Annotated in this window: 16 protein-coding genes; 12 read left to right on the top strand and 4 right to left on the bottom strand. The window is 43.4% G+C overall.

Features of this window, described 5'->3' with window-relative positions; genetic code table 11:
* Nucleotides 1-7 precede the first annotated feature (7 nt).
* The 3 genes from EA408_07400 to EA408_07390 all read left to right on the top strand — a co-directional run bounded on the left by EA408_07400 (nt 8) and on the right by EA408_07390 (nt 2620).
* On the top strand, nt 8-577 hold the full coding sequence (locus EA408_07400) for an indolepyruvate oxidoreductase subunit beta (GenBank protein TVR72138.1): 570 nt from the start codon (nt 8-10) through the stop codon (nt 575-577).
* Between the two features lie 12 nt (nt 578-589).
* A complete protein-coding gene (locus EA408_07395; protein ID TVR72137.1) occupies nt 590-2119 on the top strand; it encodes a DUF4301 family protein in 1530 nt (509 codons plus the stop codon).
* Nucleotides 2120-2257: 138 nt separating this feature from the next.
* The gene (locus tag EA408_07390) at nt 2258-2620 is read left to right on the top strand and encodes a carboxypeptidase-like regulatory domain-containing protein (GenBank protein ID TVR72136.1); all 363 of its coding nucleotides are present in this window, start codon (nt 2258-2260) and stop codon (nt 2618-2620) included.
* Here the strand turns inward: EA408_07390 and EA408_07385 are convergent.
* A complete protein-coding gene (locus tag EA408_07385; protein TVR72135.1) occupies nt 2601-3065 on the bottom strand; it encodes a toxin-antitoxin system YwqK family antitoxin in 465 nt (154 codons plus the stop codon). The genes EA408_07390 and EA408_07385 overlap by 20 nt on opposite strands.
* A 471-nt stretch (nt 3066-3536) precedes the next feature.
* Between EA408_07385 and EA408_07380 the strand changes: the two genes are divergently transcribed.
* The gene (locus EA408_07380) at nt 3537-4247 is read left to right on the top strand and encodes a DNA-binding response regulator (GenBank protein ID TVR72134.1); all 711 of its coding nucleotides are present in this window, start codon (nt 3537-3539) and stop codon (nt 4245-4247) included.
* A 179-nt stretch (nt 4248-4426) separates the two neighbouring features.
* On the opposite strand, the gene EA408_07375 is transcribed toward EA408_07380, so the two are convergent.
* Nucleotides 4427-6712 carry a phosphate permease gene (locus EA408_07375; GenBank protein TVR72133.1) on the bottom strand — a complete coding sequence of 762 codons (2286 nt, stop codon included), beginning with the start codon at nt 6710-6712 and terminating at the stop codon, nt 4427-4429.
* A 342-nt stretch (nt 6713-7054) separates the two neighbouring features.
* On the opposite strand from EA408_07375, the gene EA408_07370 reads away from it, so the two are divergent.
* Nucleotides 7055-7879, top strand: a complete 825-nt coding sequence (locus EA408_07370) for a M48 family peptidase (GenBank protein ID TVR72132.1) — start codon at nt 7055-7057, stop codon at nt 7877-7879.
* A gap of 26 nt (nt 7880-7905) precedes the next feature.
* On the top strand, nt 7906-8457 hold the full coding sequence (locus EA408_07365) for an acyltransferase (protein TVR72131.1): 552 nt from the start codon (nt 7906-7908) through the stop codon (nt 8455-8457).
* 22 nt (nt 8458-8479) lie between these two features.
* On the opposite strand, the gene EA408_07360 is transcribed toward EA408_07365, so the two are convergent.
* Complete coding sequence (locus tag EA408_07360) at nt 8480-8908, bottom strand: nucleoside-diphosphate kinase (GenBank protein ID TVR72130.1); 429 nt, start codon at nt 8906-8908, stop codon at nt 8480-8482.
* Nucleotides 8909-9017: 109 nt separating this feature from the next.
* On the opposite strand from EA408_07360, the gene EA408_07355 reads away from it, so the two are divergent.
* From EA408_07355 to EA408_07335, 5 genes are all read left to right on the top strand, one after another.
* Entirely contained in the window at nt 9018-10025 is a 1008-nt protein-coding gene (locus tag EA408_07355) for a bifunctional oligoribonuclease/PAP phosphatase NrnA (GenBank protein TVR72129.1), read from the top strand.
* Between the two features lie 12 nt (nt 10026-10037).
* Nucleotides 10038-10586, top strand: a complete 549-nt coding sequence (locus EA408_07350) for a peptidylprolyl isomerase (protein TVR72128.1) — start codon at nt 10038-10040, stop codon at nt 10584-10586.
* Nucleotides 10587-10592: 6 nt separating this feature from the next.
* A complete protein-coding gene (locus EA408_07345) occupies nt 10593-11492 on the top strand; it encodes a hypothetical protein (protein ID TVR72127.1) in 900 nt (299 codons plus the stop codon).
* A gap of 130 nt (nt 11493-11622) precedes the next feature.
* On the top strand, nt 11623-12540 hold the full coding sequence (locus EA408_07340) for a hypothetical protein (protein ID TVR72126.1): 918 nt from the start codon (nt 11623-11625) through the stop codon (nt 12538-12540).
* A gap of 53 nt (nt 12541-12593) precedes the next feature.
* Nucleotides 12594-13526 (top strand): hypothetical protein, encoded by a 933-nt coding sequence (locus EA408_07335; protein ID TVR72125.1) that lies wholly within the window; start codon nt 12594-12596, stop codon nt 13524-13526.
* Between the two features lie 3 nt (nt 13527-13529).
* Here the strand turns inward: EA408_07335 and EA408_07330 are convergent, their stop codons facing one another.
* Nucleotides 13530-14255: an SAM-dependent methyltransferase gene (locus tag EA408_07330; GenBank protein ID TVR72124.1), complete on the bottom strand. Its 726-nt coding sequence runs from the start codon at nt 14253-14255 to the stop codon at nt 13530-13532.
* 213 nt (nt 14256-14468) lie between these two features.
* On the opposite strand from EA408_07330, the gene EA408_07325 reads away from it, so the two are divergent.
* Entirely contained in the window at nt 14469-15230 is a 762-nt protein-coding gene (locus tag EA408_07325; GenBank protein TVR72123.1) for an MBL fold metallo-hydrolase, read from the top strand.
* The last annotated feature ends 78 nt before the right edge of the window (nt 15231-15308 follow it).

The following is a 15308-nucleotide window of genomic DNA, read 5'->3' as shown; positions in this document are numbered from 1 at the left end:
TCAGGATATGCAAACAGACATCATTATTGCCGGAGTCGGAGGTCAGGGCATACTGTCAATTGCAGCATGCATCGGAATGGCTGCCCTGAAGAGCGATCTGCACCTTAAACAATCAGAGGTGCATGGAATGAGCCAGAGAGGCGGCGCCGTTCAGTCAAATATGCGAATATCAGACAAGGAGATTGTTTCGGATCTGATCCCCCTGGGCGCTGCCAGGCTGATCCTGTCGGTCGAACCTATGGAAGGCCTTCGCTATCTGCCCTGGCTCGCCGCTGACGGATGGCTGGTTTCAAATACAACTCCAGTAAAGAATATCAGTGATTATCCTGATACGGATGAGATCATTTCTGAGATCAGATCATTAGGCAATCATGTTATTATCGATGCCGACAGCATTGCAAAGGGGGCCGGCTCACCGCGTTCATCAAATATGGTGATGCTTGGTGCGGCATCACCTTATATTGGAATTGAATACCTGCTACTTGAAGAGGCTGTGAGGGATATTTTCAAAAGGAAAGGAAAAGATGTGGTTGATGTCAATATTGAAGCTCTGAGGGCCGGCAGAAATTATAAATAAAAAACCAGTCAGATGTTTACTGAACAGGACAAAAAAGAGCTCAGGGAAAGAGGCATTTCTTTAAACGATGCTGAAAAACAGCTCACCTATTTTCAAAATGGTTTTCCGTACCTTTCTATCGTAAGGCCCGCTACTGCTGGTGACGGGATCCTGAAACCACGACCCGAAACGCTCGACGACTTTGTTCAGCTATATAATTCGGCTTCAGCCAGTGAGAAGATAATCAAGTTTGTTCCTGCATCTGGCGCTGCCACCAGGATGTTCAAGGATCTGCATACGTTTTTGGAAGATTCCCGCTCAGGCGCTGCCGGTGGAAGCATTCCGGAGGAGTTCATAGGTGGGCTTAAAAGGTTTGCTTTCTTTGATAAACTGAAAGAGAGCCTTGAAAAGAAGGGAATGGATCCTGAATTACTTATAAAATCAGGTGAATATGCAGAAATAATCAATACGTTGTTGTCGCCTGGCGGACTCGACTATGCCAGTATTCCCAAGGGACTGATACTTTTTCACAAGTATGATGACGGACCACGTACGGCTTTCGAAGAACATCTTGTTGAAGCTGCTTTATACTGCCGTGACAGGAATGGCCTTGCAAGAATTCATCTCACCGTGTCGCCCGAGCATCTTAAGGCATTCTCCGGCACCCTGGAAAATGCCAGGGGAAAATACGGTCAATATTACGATACAAAGTATGAGGTTGAGTTCTCCACCCAGAAAAGATCGACCGACACGATTGCTGCCGATGCAGACAACAAACCTTTCAGGGACAGCGACGGGAGACTGGTCTTCCGGCCCGGAGGGCACGGCGCCTTGCTCGAAAACCTGGGCACACTTGATGCAGGGATTATATTTATCAAGAATATCGACAATGTTGTTCCTGATGATCTGAAGGATGAATCGGTAAGGTACAAGAAAGCGCTTGGAGGCATGCTCATATCTTTCCGGGGAAGGATATTTGATTACCTTAATGAACTGACAGGAAATAAGAAAACCGACAGGGGGCATCTCGAAGAGATCCTTACATTTCTCCAGGAAGAGCTGTCGGTAGTCACTCCGTGGGGCGCAGACCAGTGGGATGACAACCAGCTGAGAAGGTATCTCGTAGCCAAGCTTAACAGACCTCTTCGCATATGCGGCATGGTAGAAAATGCCGGGGAGCCGGGAGGAGGGCCGTTCTGGGTAAAGAATAGTGATGATTCAGTATCGCTTCAGATCCTGGAAAGTTCCCAGATTAACCTGTCAAACCCTCTTATGAAAAAGCTGTTTGATGCTTCTACTCATTTTAACCCTGTTGACATTGTTTGTTCCACAACCGATTACCGGGGCAGGAAGTTTGACCTGGTCAGGCACAGAGATGAGAATGCAGGCTTTATTTCGCGCAAATCAATGGGGATAAGGGAGCTTAAGGCGCTTGAACTTCCGGGTTTGTGGAACGGGTCGATGTCGGACTGGAACACTGTTTTTGTGGAAGTGCCACTGTCAACCTTCACCCCGGTAAAAACCATCACCGATCTCCTGAGGCCTGAACATTCGGTAAAATAATGAATGTCTGATTTTTCAGGGTTCGCATTCACCACCCTTTGATTTAACAATTATTTAATAAAAACATCATCCTGGTTTAATACCCGGGACATAACCGGTATGTACTTTTGTACTGAACTATGTAATAAATAAAATCCAATGAAAAAATTTGTAGCACTATCAGGTCTCTTATGTATGGCATATTTCCCTGTTGTTATATCTTCCACGCCTGACACAGGAAATAAAGAAGAGGCAGCGCTCGTATCGTTTACCGGTAAGGTAACTGACCATAAATCGGGTGAGGCACTTGCCGGTGTGCTTGTTGTTTTTGAGGATTTTGAAGCAAGAATATACACCGATTTTGAAGGAAGGTTTGAAGTTAATGATGTTGCACCCGGCAGATACAGTATGAGTGCCTCATTTATCTCATATGAGAGCATGAAGCTTGATCTTGAGCTGAACGGTGATAATAATGAACCTGTAAAGATTGAGCTTAGTCAGATCAGTAGGATTGTGCCATAACCAGGGTTCCTTCTTCATCAAACATTCTCCAGGTGCCGGTTCGGTTGCCTCTCTTATAGTTCATGTCGTATCTGAGCTGACCGGTATCATCCCAAATATACCAATTTCCGTCTTTAAGACCCCGGTGGTAAACCGCCTGGGCCAGCCTGTTTCCCGATTTGTCCCATGTAATCCAGGTACCGTGCATTTCTCCGGATCTGTATGAACGGATCTCATTTTTGGTGCCATCTTCAAAGTAAAGTAAAACCTCTCCGTTTTTAAGGCCGCGACGTACAGGGATCTCGAGTTTGATATTCCCGTTTTCATGGTACTCCCTGTAAGTGCCGGTATAAAGGCGGTTGTTTTCGTTATAGAATAATCCGTCTGATTCCCTGACTATATTTTGACCAATGGCAGCCGAGGACAGGGTGAAAACCAGACATAGTAATGATATTAAAGCTCTCATTTCGGGAAAAATTATGGTGGTACTATTATTGAATATAAATCAAAGATATCAAATTTTATTTATATATTCAGGCTTATGATTAACCAACAACATCATACCTCCATTCATTCCTGGTTTTATCATACTGGAGTCTCTCATCAGGCCATTCGATAAACTACTAATAGCAGGAGATTACCCGGGAATTAGCCAAATATTATCATTATGTTAGTTATAGATTATAGAACATGGGTAACCTGACAGGTTATTTAAAGGGTACCTTTGTTTGAATCGGGTGATATATTAGTTAAATTGCTTAAATATCCATTGTTGCAGCTCCCGGCCTCGGTCGAATGGTAATTATTGAGTTATGAGGGTGAGAGTAAAGGATCATTGCAAGGTCATCAGTATGTCGGATAATTAATAATTATTTAACATATGCAGTGTCAGTTTTTTATAGCTTTGTAATCTTAATCCCGGCAAATAAAAAAGAAGATGACAAATAAGCCATTCAGGATACTGCTGGTTGATGACGAGAAAGATATCCTGGAATTTCTGGGGTATAACCTTGAGAAGGAGGGCTACTCAATTTACAAATGCCTGAATGGGATGGAAGCCATTGATACGGCGGGGAAAATCATTCCGCACCTTATATTGCTGGATGTGATGATGCCCGGGATGGATGGTATTGAAACCTGTGAAGAGATCAGGAAGAACAAGGATCTGGATGAAACACTGATTGTTTTTCTTACCGCAAGGGGAGAGGACTATTCCCAGATTGCAGGATTCGATGCCGGGGCAGACGATTACCTTACCAAGCCCATAAAACCCAAGGTCCTGACAAGCAGGATAACCGCCCTCCTGAAAAGAGCCGGGAAACGCACTGAAGCAGAAAGCCGGGAAGATCTGACAGTGTTTGAGGTTGATGACCTGGTCATTGACCAGGAACGATACCTCGTTACCAGTCAGGGTAATGAGATCGTCCTTCCCAAAAAGGAGTTTGAGCTTCTGAAACTGCTGATATCCAGACCGGGGAAAGTATTCACCCGGGAGGAGATATTTCTGAGGGTGTGGGGCGATAATGTGATCGTGGGTGACAGGACAATTGACGTGCATATACGAAAGTTGCGCGAAAAGATAGGCGAAGACAGAATAGTAACCACTAAGGGTGTCGGCTATAAATACAACGAAAAATCAGCAGATTAATCAATCTGATACCTGTGATATAATTCTCCCCTGCACTCAACGGTTATCCCGGCCTTTAAAAAAATGTCAATCAAAAGAATTCCCCGGAGCCCTGTCCCGGGGAATAATCTAAATATAGAGAATCCTTTATTAAAAGCTCCCCAGATACGACCATGTGCAATCGGAAAACTACCCTTGTGTTATAATTCTGAAGAAGGAGTGCTTCCGGCTGTGTTGTGAATATTGTTGGTTTTTGCAAAATCCCTGTGTGCCTTTACCATATTGACCGTATAGAGCAGCAGGTTTTTGGTTTCTGCAAGCAGTCCGAGTACCAGCATGCTGTTTTTGGTGCCTATCTCCTCGGACTTTATCAGCTTAATCTGCCTTTTCTTAATAATTTCAAGCTTTGCCAGGATGCCTGCCTGCATTTTAATAACCGGATCCAGTTCTTCGAAGCGGTTGCTTTTAAGTATTTTATTAATATCAGTGTATAACGCAGCAATTTCTCCGTTAAGTAGTTTGATCTCTTTTGCCTGTGAAGGGATAAGCGGCGGATGGTTGTTGTCAAGATGATCATAAACCGGACTGGCAATAAAAGAAAGGCAGTGCGATAGCTCCCTTAAATAATCAAGAGTCTGCACGTAATAATGCCCGGTATCAATGTCGTCCTCTTCCAGCCTGCGGAGAGTTCGATAGAGTTCATTTTTTAGCTTTTTGGTCTGGTCATTCAGCTCCACAATCCTTTTCATCACCTTCTTCAGCTTCTTCCTGTCCTCGTCAATCAGACACTGGTTTACCGCGTAATAAAGCTTTGATACAGACTGGACCGTACCTTGAATATTTTCACTGCATTCTTTAAAAACATCCTGTCCGTTCTTTACTGCTTCCTCCTTCTCCTCAGCTGATTTCTCTTTTAAGCTCCTCTTGCTGTGAATGTAGTAAGTCCTTATAACAAATATTACAGCCATGATCATTGCTGCTATTGTAGCCGGCAATCCGCCCCAGCTTATGAAAAGTGCAAAAAGGAATGCTACGGTAAAAGCCGTAAATGCAGTGAAAAACCATCCTCCTATAACGGTAATGACCCCGGTAATGCGGTAAACGGCACTTTCGCGTCCCCATGCCCCGTCAGAAAAAGATGTTCCCATGGCTACCATGAATGTAACATAGGTTGTTGATAAAGGCAGCTTGAGGGAAGTGGCAAGCGCAATTAGTATACTTGCAACAAACAGGTTGACCGAGGCCCTCAGCTGATCAAATGATGCAGTGTCTTTTTTTATTCTCTTTCTTCTTTTGTAGAGGGACATATCAAACCGGCTGTCCATAACACGCAGTAGTTTACCGGGCATTATCCTTCGGAAAAATTTCCCTGTATCGATAGCTTTTCTAACAAGCGTACGCGCAAAAAGTGATGAAGGGAAACGTTCAGCGCCTTCGGACTGCCTGGCCAGATCCACCTCGGTCTTGGTAACCGACCTGGCTTTTTTAGAAAAGAAAAGAGCCAGTACCATTATAATTCCTGCAGCCAGGAGAAACCCGGTCGGGGTGCGGACCGGTTCCAGCAATGAACCCATGGTCATTGTTGACGGATCAATAGTTGGATCTGCAATAAACAATCTGTAGGAATCATAGCCCGCCAGAGGCACACCGATAAAGTTTACAAGGTCATTTCCGGCGAAAGCCATCGCAAGTGAAAAAGTGCCTATAAGGACAATGAACCTGAATATATTTACCCTGAAAAAAGAGATAAGTATCTGACCGAGAACCGTGAAACCTGCAAAACAGTACAGTAACAACATGATCGTGTTTTCATTTATCCAGGCAACCATGTTGCCGGTCATGAAAGAGGCGCCGCTTGCACCCTTGACCAAAATGAAATAGACAATTGAAGTAACGGCCATGCCTCCCCATAAGGCACCGAACCAACGAAGGTTACGTTCATAGTTGAATGTGAACGCGAGTCTTGATATGAACTGTACTACAGTACCAACGGTGAAGGCTATAACAACTGAAAGCAGTATACCCGATATGATGGCAAGGGCCTTTCCGGAATTAATATAATTACTCAGATACTGCACGCTGTCGGGTGACGAGTACATCTTGAAAAGAGATACCGCAACAGCGGCTCCGAGCAACTCAAAAATAATCGATACGGTAGTTGACGTGGGCAGGCCAAAGGTGTTGAATGTGTCAAGGAGAATTATATCTGTAATCATAACGGCCAGGAATATGACCATTATCTCATTAAAATAAAACTGATCCGGATGGAAAACGCCGCTTCGGGCTATCTCCATCATACCGCCCGAAAAGGTAGCTCCCACAAGCACACCCAGTCCGGCGATTCCCAGAATAACACGAAATGGAGCAACTTTTGCACCTATGGCTGAATTGAGAAAATTTACAGCATCATTTCCAACCCCAACGACCAGGTCGGAAATCGCCAGAATAAAAAGAATGATTACAAAAACCAGGTATATGTTTTCCATTGCAGTTGCCAGGTTGACGAATTGCAAAATTACCGGGTTTCTTTTTGCGGGTTATTACATTCATATTAAGAAAAACAGCGCTTATGTTAAGAAATTGTTAAGATATGAGGAACCAGCCTTAAACCCGGACTTTGATTGAAGCATGCCCATAATAGAAGTGCCGTTAAATTGGTCAATAGTGTTTTATAGATATCAGACAGGTTAATTACGTTTTAATAATTAGGTAATTTTCCGTAATTGAATTTACATTTTTCCAATTTAGATTTATGATTTGCAGAATATGATTTAAAAATTGTCATGTATATTTGTGGCATATATTATATTATTTAATCCCGCCTTAATATGAAAAAACATGGATCTTTACTGCTGCTGACAGTTGTTATCCTGATGCAGCTTGCCGTCTATTCCTGTCGGACTGTGCCGGTAAGCGGAAGGAGGCAGGTAGCCCTGCTGCCTGAATCAATGCTTGTCAATATGAGCCTGACAAGCTACAATGATTTCCTGGCAAATCATAATTTATCAGCAGACCCTGTACAAACCCAGATGATCAAAAATGTGGGTACCAGGATTTCCGGCGCAGTTGAAGATTATCTCAGGGATCAGAACCTTGAATCACGCATTCAGAATTTTCAGTGGGAGTTTAATCTTGTCCAGGATGATGCTGTCAATGCCTGGGCTATGCCGGGAGGCAAAATTGTGTTTTATACTGGCATTTTACCTGTCACCAGGACAGAAGCAGGAGCTGCTGTTGTCATGGGACACGAAATAGCACACGTGGTCGCACAACATGGTAATGAAAGAATGAGCCAGCAACTGATTGTGCAGACCGGAGGCCTCGCGCTGGCAGTTGCTTTGAGGGAAAGGCCGGAGGAAACAAAAAACATGTTTCTGGCAGCATACGGTGCGGGATCTGCCATCGGTGTCATTCTTCCTTACTCCAGGGCTCATGAAAGAGAGGCCGACAGGCTGGGACTGATATTTATGGCTATGGCCGGATATAATCCGGAAGAGGCCGTCACCTTCTGGGAAAGAATGGAAAACCTTTCGGGTGGCGGTGCGCCTCCCGAGTTTCTGAGCACCCATCCCAGTTCGGCTTCCAGGATAAGGGACATGAAGAATTTCCTTCCTGAGGCAATGAAATACTACAGGCCTCATGGCGGCCTTTGATTTTGCTAATTATTTGATGCCGTTTAATGAAGGGGGCAATAAGCAGATGTATATTAAGGCTTATGGGATGGGAAAGGTCAGGTGTGCTGCCCTCTGAGAAAAAGTATGTTCTTATTGTAGCACCACACACAAGCAATTGGGATTATGTGGTCGGCCAGTTATATTGTTTTGCGTCAGGTGTCAGGCCGTCAATTCTTGTCAAGAAAGAGCTTTTCTGGTTTCCACTGGGCAATCTGCTCAGGGCTCTAGGTGGAATTCCGGTGGACAGGCACAGGAAAACCGATATCGTGGACGATATGATAAAGCATTTTCATGAGCAGGACAATTTTGTACTTACAATTGCCCCGGAAGGAACGCGAAAGAGAGTATCAGAATGGAAGACGGGGTTCCACAGGATAGCTTCAGGGGCAGGCGTACCTGTGCTTCGGGGTTTTCTGGATTACAGAAGAAAAATTATAGGAGTCGGAGACTTTATAACTCTTTCAGATGATCCTGATTCTGATCTGAAAAGAGTAAAGGAGTATTACCGGAAGTTTTCTCCAAAATATCCTGAAAATTTCACCACAGGACCGGATTAGACTGCCAGCGGGATACTGCCGGCTATATATGATGGTATATATCATCGTCAGAGAAAAAGAATGAACATTCTCTTTGTGCATTGGCATCACAATCTGATGCGTGCACGGCGTTTTCGCGCATTGAAATGCCAAATATTTTTCTGACTGTCCCTGGAGCTGCCTCTTCAGGATTTGTTTTGCCGACTACACTCCTGAGTTCGGCTACTGCATCATTCCTGAAAAGGATTGCAGCAATTATTGGACCGCCCGACATCATTTCAACAAGAGGCTCAAAAAAGTACTTGCCTGTGTGCTCATTGTAAAACTCTTCACTCTCGCGACCATTCAACCGGGTCATTTTAAGTGCGATTATCCTGAAGCCTGCATTACACAGCATCGATAATATCTCACCTGCCTTGTTATCTCTTACTGCATGTGGTTTTATCAGTAACAGTGTCTGTTTTCCAGCCATAAGGGTATGATTTATGTTTCTGTGCGCATTTCACCTAAAAAGCGTATTTTCGCATTGTCATATACAGGATAATGGTTCTGATAAAAATAATAAAAATTAAAATAGAAGCATGACTGATCTTGCAGATAAAGTGGAAAGCATATTAAAATCCTCCAAAAATATAGTTATCCTGAGTCATGTCAATCCCGATGGTGATGCTGTAGGATCTTCACTGGCTCTTTGCCAGGTTCTTATAAATACCGGAAAGATCAACACATCAGTTGTTATGCCGAATGAGTATCCTGATTTCCTGAAATGGCTGCCCGGCACCGGCCATATATCTATAATGAGCAAGGAAAGCAAGAAGGCAATAATGGCTATAGAAGAAGCTGATATGTTATTCATGCTGGATTTTAATTCACCCGATCGTGCCGGAGAAGCGCAAACGCATATTAATGCATCAAAAGCTTGCAAGGTTCTGATTGATCATCATCCTGACCCCGGACATTTTGCAGATATCACAATTTCAGATACAAGATCAAGCTCAACTGCGGAATTGGTTTACCGCCTAATTGAAATGACAGGCAAACTGAAATACATTGACAATAATGTAGCTACATGCATTTATGCCGGCATAATGTCAGATACCGGATCATTCTCCTATAATTCATCGGAGCCGGAAACTTACCGGGTATTGTCGGAACTTCTCCGCCTGGGTGTCGACAAGGATAAGATATTCTCAAGGGTTTACGATAATTTTTCTGAAAACAGGATGCGTCTTCTTGGATTTTGTCTCGATAAAAAAATGGTCGTGCTTCCAAAATTCAGGGCAGCATATATGAGCTTAAGCCTTTCGGAAAAACGAATGTATAAATATGTAAGAGGAGACGCTGAGGGTTTTGTTAATTATCCGCTTTCCATTAAGGGAATAAGTTTTGCAGCCTTTTTCATGGAGAATGATGGTCATGTAAAAATATCATTCCGTTCAAAAGACCACTTTGATGCCAGCAAGTTTGCCCTGGAAAATTTTAACGGAGGGGGGCATAAGAATGCATCCGGTGGAGAATCAGAGCTTGGTTTGCAGGACACAATAAATAAATTTATTTCACTGTTACCTTCTTATATAAAAACGGAATAATTTCTGGTATAGATGAACATTGCCTGTGCTCTCAGAAATATGTTTTTAATAGGCCTGTCGGTTTGCATATTCAGTTTGATGAGTGGCTGCACCGGAAAAGAACCTGAACCCGGTTACAGCCACGAACTAACAAGGGAGGAAATGATAAGGGTAAACCAGTTCCTCGCCGGAAAGGATATGGAACTTATAAACGCCTATATTAGCCGCAGAAACTGGGATATAGAGTTTACCGGAACGGGACTGGGCTTCCAGATCTACCAGGCTGGAGAGGGGCAACGGGTTGAAAGAGGGCATCAAATAACTATAAATTACACTTCCAGCCTGCTTGATGGCAGGGTCTGCTACAGTTCGGATGGAAACGGACCAAAATCATTCCGTGTCGGACAGGGGGGAGTGGAATCCGGCCTTGAGGAGGGTGTTTTAATGCTCAGGGTTGGAGATAAAGCAAGGTTCATATTGCCGCCATTTCTTGCTCACGGACTGATTGGTGATCAGAACAGGATACCTCCCCGGGCTGTTTTGATATATGAGGTTGAAGTACTGGAAGTAATCCCCAGGTGAAATACGATGATGAAAACGCTTATACATTACCTGAAACAAAAACCGCTTTTCGCAGTTCTTTTATTAACAGTACTGAGTATTGTTGCCGGCTGTGGTATGGACAGCGAGTATCCTGGTTTCAGCAGGTCAGTATCGGGAATCCATTACCGGCTCATTGTCACTGGTGAAGGAGAAAGAATGGCTGTGCCAGGTGACATTATAACAGCTGACATTACCTACAGAACTACAGATGATTCTGTTTTTTTCAATGCACGCAGGGAGTTCAGGCTGGATTCGCCTTCATATAACGGTTCAGTTGAAGAGTGTTTTGCAATGCTTGCCAGGGGAGACGAAGCTGAGTTCATAATTGATGCCGCCAATTTTTTTATGAAAACTCTTGACACGGTCATGCCCGGATTCCTGAGAATAGGTGATAATATCATAGTCTCGGTAAAAATGCTTGATATTAGGAGAGAGAATGAATTTTCCGGGTCGGGTTACCGGTATCCGGAAATGAATGAGGTAATGCCTCTGAATGAACAAAGAGCTCTGCATGATTTCGCTGCTTCAATGATGAATGGCGCGGCCCCTGATGAAAACGGAATCTATTTTTTGCAGCTTAGTCCGGGTTCCGGTAAAGCAGTCAAGGCCGGAGACATTGTGGAACTTAATTATGAAGGCAGGTTCCTGGACGGAGATATATTTGATTCTACATATGAAAGGAATGAAACATTCCGTTTTGTATTCGGGAATGAGTACCAGCTTATAAAAGGGTTGGAAATCATTGTTGGCCGGATGCGTGAAGGAGAGCGAGCACGTGTTCTTATACCCTCGCTGTTTGCATATGGTCAACATGGTTCATCAACAGGGTTAGTACCCCCGTATACCCCTATGGTCTATGAGGTCGAGATTGTATCAGTAAAATAAAAACAGGCACAATGTTTGTGGCAATGGTTGAACAGCATATTCCTATAAAAACAATTATTTAGACTATTTTTACCGGAGGAATCAAATCCCTTAATTAAACCAGAATATTTAATTAAAAACATATAATACCATGCAAATAAATTCATTATTTAATTACGGTGTTGTTATTATTCTTTTTACAGGCTTACTTGCTATAAGTTGCAGCAGGGAAGACAGCAGAATTGAAGAAGAAAGGGTTAAGCTCGAGCAATACCTTCAGGAACAGGGGTATACCGGCATTGAGCCAACCAGTAGTGGTTTATACCATGTTGTCATTGAAGACGGAACAGGTGAAATACCATCAAGGTCTGACTTTGTCAATATTGAATTTGTGGCGAAACTGGTTGATGGTACCGTTTTTGAAACAAGCGATGAAGATGTTGCCTCACAACACAACATCTTGCGGGCAGACAAGCTTTATGGCCCGGCCAAGTTCAATCTTGAGCAGCTTGGCATTCAAGGACTAAGGGAGGGTATCATGCTTATGAAAGAAGGGGGATCATCCCGGCTGATAATACCCTCAAATCTTGCATTCGGTTCAGCCGACCTCGGTATCATACCTCCATATTCTACACTGATCTATGACGTAGACCTTCTTGATGTCATAGCTGATCCAGCTGAGCACGAAAAGAATTTGCTTGAACAATTCATCGAAGATAATGATATTGACGTATCTCCTACCCAGAGTGGCCTCTATTATATAGAGAAGGAGCCGGGAGAGGGGAACCTTCCCGGTGATAATAAAAGTGTTACAATAAATTTCAAGGGCTACCTGCTCGACGGCAGGCTTTTCGACAAGAGCAGCGCGGCGAATCCCGTGGTCTTAAACACTTCTGCAACTGACATAATACCCGGTTTTATTGAAGGCATACGTCTTATGAGAAAAGGTGGTAAAGCCAGGTTCATAATACCATGGAATATTGGCTATGGGGCCGGTGGCTCACTGGATGGGATAATTCCTCCCTATTCAACATTGATCTTTGACGTGGAATTGATCGAAATCGGTTGACCTTTTTATCAGGACATACTTAAATCACACTGTTAATAAAGCTATCATTTCAGATGACAAGATTTATTATTTGCGGGATAATATTCCCGCTTTTATTCACCGGCATTTTTCTTTCATGCAATGACGACAGTTCTGATCTTCATAAAGAGAAGGAGATGCGGTATCTCCGACAGTATATAAGTGAAAATGATATTGATGTTGAGCCGGAAAGAAGCGGACTGTACTATATTCCCGTACACGCAGGACAGGGTGCAAAACCTTCAGCCGGTGACTGGTTGATAATAAGTTATACAGCCAGGACATTATTCAACCAGGTATTTGATACTACTGACGAAGATGTCGCGATAAGGAATAATATTCATTCTTCGAACCAGATCTATGGCGACAGGCGGCTGGAACTTGATGCCATAATGGTTTCAGGGCTAAAGGAGGGTTTAAAAATGACACGGGAAGGGGGTGCGGCAACACTAATAGTACCCTCCCACCTTGGTTTTGGCAGCAAGGGCACAGGTGTCGTTGCTCCGTATACCACACTCATTTATGATTTTGAACTGGTTAAGGTTATTGATGATCCGGCCGCATATGAAGAAGAGCTGATTGAAAAATACCTTGAATCCTACACCGATTCTACCCACCTGGTAGTTACCGCAAGAGAAAGCGGTCTGTATTATATAGAGTTAGTTGAGGGAACAGGCAACAATCATCCTGAAGAGGAAGACAGGGTTGATGTTTATTATCTTGGTACATTTACTGACGGCCGGGTATTTGATACAAATATCGGAGGCTCCTTATTCAGTTTCCCCATAGGGGCGGAAGCAGCCATACCGGGATTTGAAGAGGGTGTCATGCTCATGAAGCCGGGAGGCAGATCAAGGATCATTGTTCCTTCCGTGCTTGCATATGGAGAGCATGGATCAGGAGAAAAGATACCGGGCTACACTCCTCTGGTTTTCGATATTGAGCTTTTTGATATCAGGACACCCTGATATTTATCTTTCGCCTTGTATTATAAATATCGCCGGCCTCTTATGAATATCAGGAATATCTTTCTGCCAGTCCGATACCCTGCGGGTCAGAATATACTCTGATGCCAGCGTTATGTCGCATGCGATGCAGAGGCGGGTTGAAGGTTTACATACGGAAATGACGCTTTCAAGCACTTTTTTGTTCCTGTAAGGGGTCTCCATAAAGATTTGCGACTGGCTGTGCTCAATAGAATCTGCCTCCAGCTTCCTGATTGCCTGATTTCTTCCGTCCGGTTTTACAGGAAGATACCCGTGAAATACAAAGGACTGGCCTGTCAGGCCCGATGACATAAGTGCCAGCATTATTGATGAAGGACCGGTAAGCGGGACAACCCTGATCCCGGAATCATGTGCCATCGCAACAATACGCGATCCGGGATCAGCAATGCAGGGCATTCCCGCTTCGGAAAGCAATCCTGTATCATAACCCCTGGCTGCACCGGACAGAAAATTCTGCAACTCTTCATCATCTGTATACTTATTAAGTAAATAGAACTTTACATTATCGAACTGAACGGGGATACCGGCTTTTTTTAAAAATCTTCTTGCTGAGCGTAAATCTTCAGCAATATAATGGCGCACTCTGTTAACCACATTGAATACAGATGCCGGCAGCACACTGGCCGGAGCAACATCGCCCAGAAGTGTCGGGATAAGATAAAGCCTGCCAGCCTTAGTCTCTTTGTTCATTACTTTTGCACACATAAAAACCAGGTTTGTATTAATTCAATCCTGTTGTAAAAGTACCCAAATCAATTACTAAATTCTTCTCAAACTGCGGGATTTATTCAAAATTGTGCAAATTTGCGCATCTGGTTTCTGTTGGCATAACAACATACAGCACCGTGTTTTGCTTTTCTGTGCAATTCATTTAACTTTAAAATTTACAATAAATTCAATAGATTGAGAATAACATTCTTAGGAACAGGAACATCACAGGGGGTGCCGGTAATTGCCTGTCCCTGCCGGGTTTGCCAGTCTGATGACCCACGGGACAAAAGGCTGAGAACTTCGGTCCTTATCGAGACTGATGGTAAAACCATAGTTATTGATACCGGACCTGATTTCAGGCAACAGATGCTTACTGCAAAGGTTAAAGATCTCAATGCTATTCTTTACACTCATGAACATAAAGACCATATTGCAGGCCTTGACGATGTAAGGGCATTTAATTTCGTTAACCAACGGGCGATTGATGTGTACCTGGAAGACAGGGTCATTCCGGCAATAAAGAGGGAGTTCTCGTATATATTTGCAGAGAATAAATACCCTGGAGTTCCCCAGATTAATCTTCACACGATTGACAATTATAGTTTTGAGGCTGCCGGGCATATGATAATGCCTATTAGGGCATTTCATTACAGGCTGCCTGTAGTGGGTTTCAGAATTGGTGATTTTACGTATATTACAGATGCAAATTATATACCTGAAGAGGAAAAGGAGAAAATTATCGGTAGCAGCTATATTGTTTTAAATGCGCTTAGAAAGCAGAAACATATTTCTCACTTTACTCTTTCTGAAGCAGTGAAGCTTATCAATGAATTTGGTCCCCGCAGAGGATTTATAACCCATATTAGTCACCAGATGGGCCTTCACGAAGAGGTTCAGCATGAATTGCCGCCAAATATCTTCCTGGCATATGATAATATGAGCTTTGAAGTATAGCAAGGTCCGAATACCATATTAAATGGTGATTAATATCATTAAAATTTTCAGCCGGAAAAGTCAAATTTACATATCTTT

This window comes from Marinilabiliales bacterium (assembly GCA_007695015.1).
In the GTDB taxonomy this organism is placed as follows: Bacteria; Bacteroidota; Bacteroidia; order Bacteroidales; family PUMT01; genus PXAP01.
This window is presented reverse-complemented; position numbering and strand designations above follow the sequence as displayed.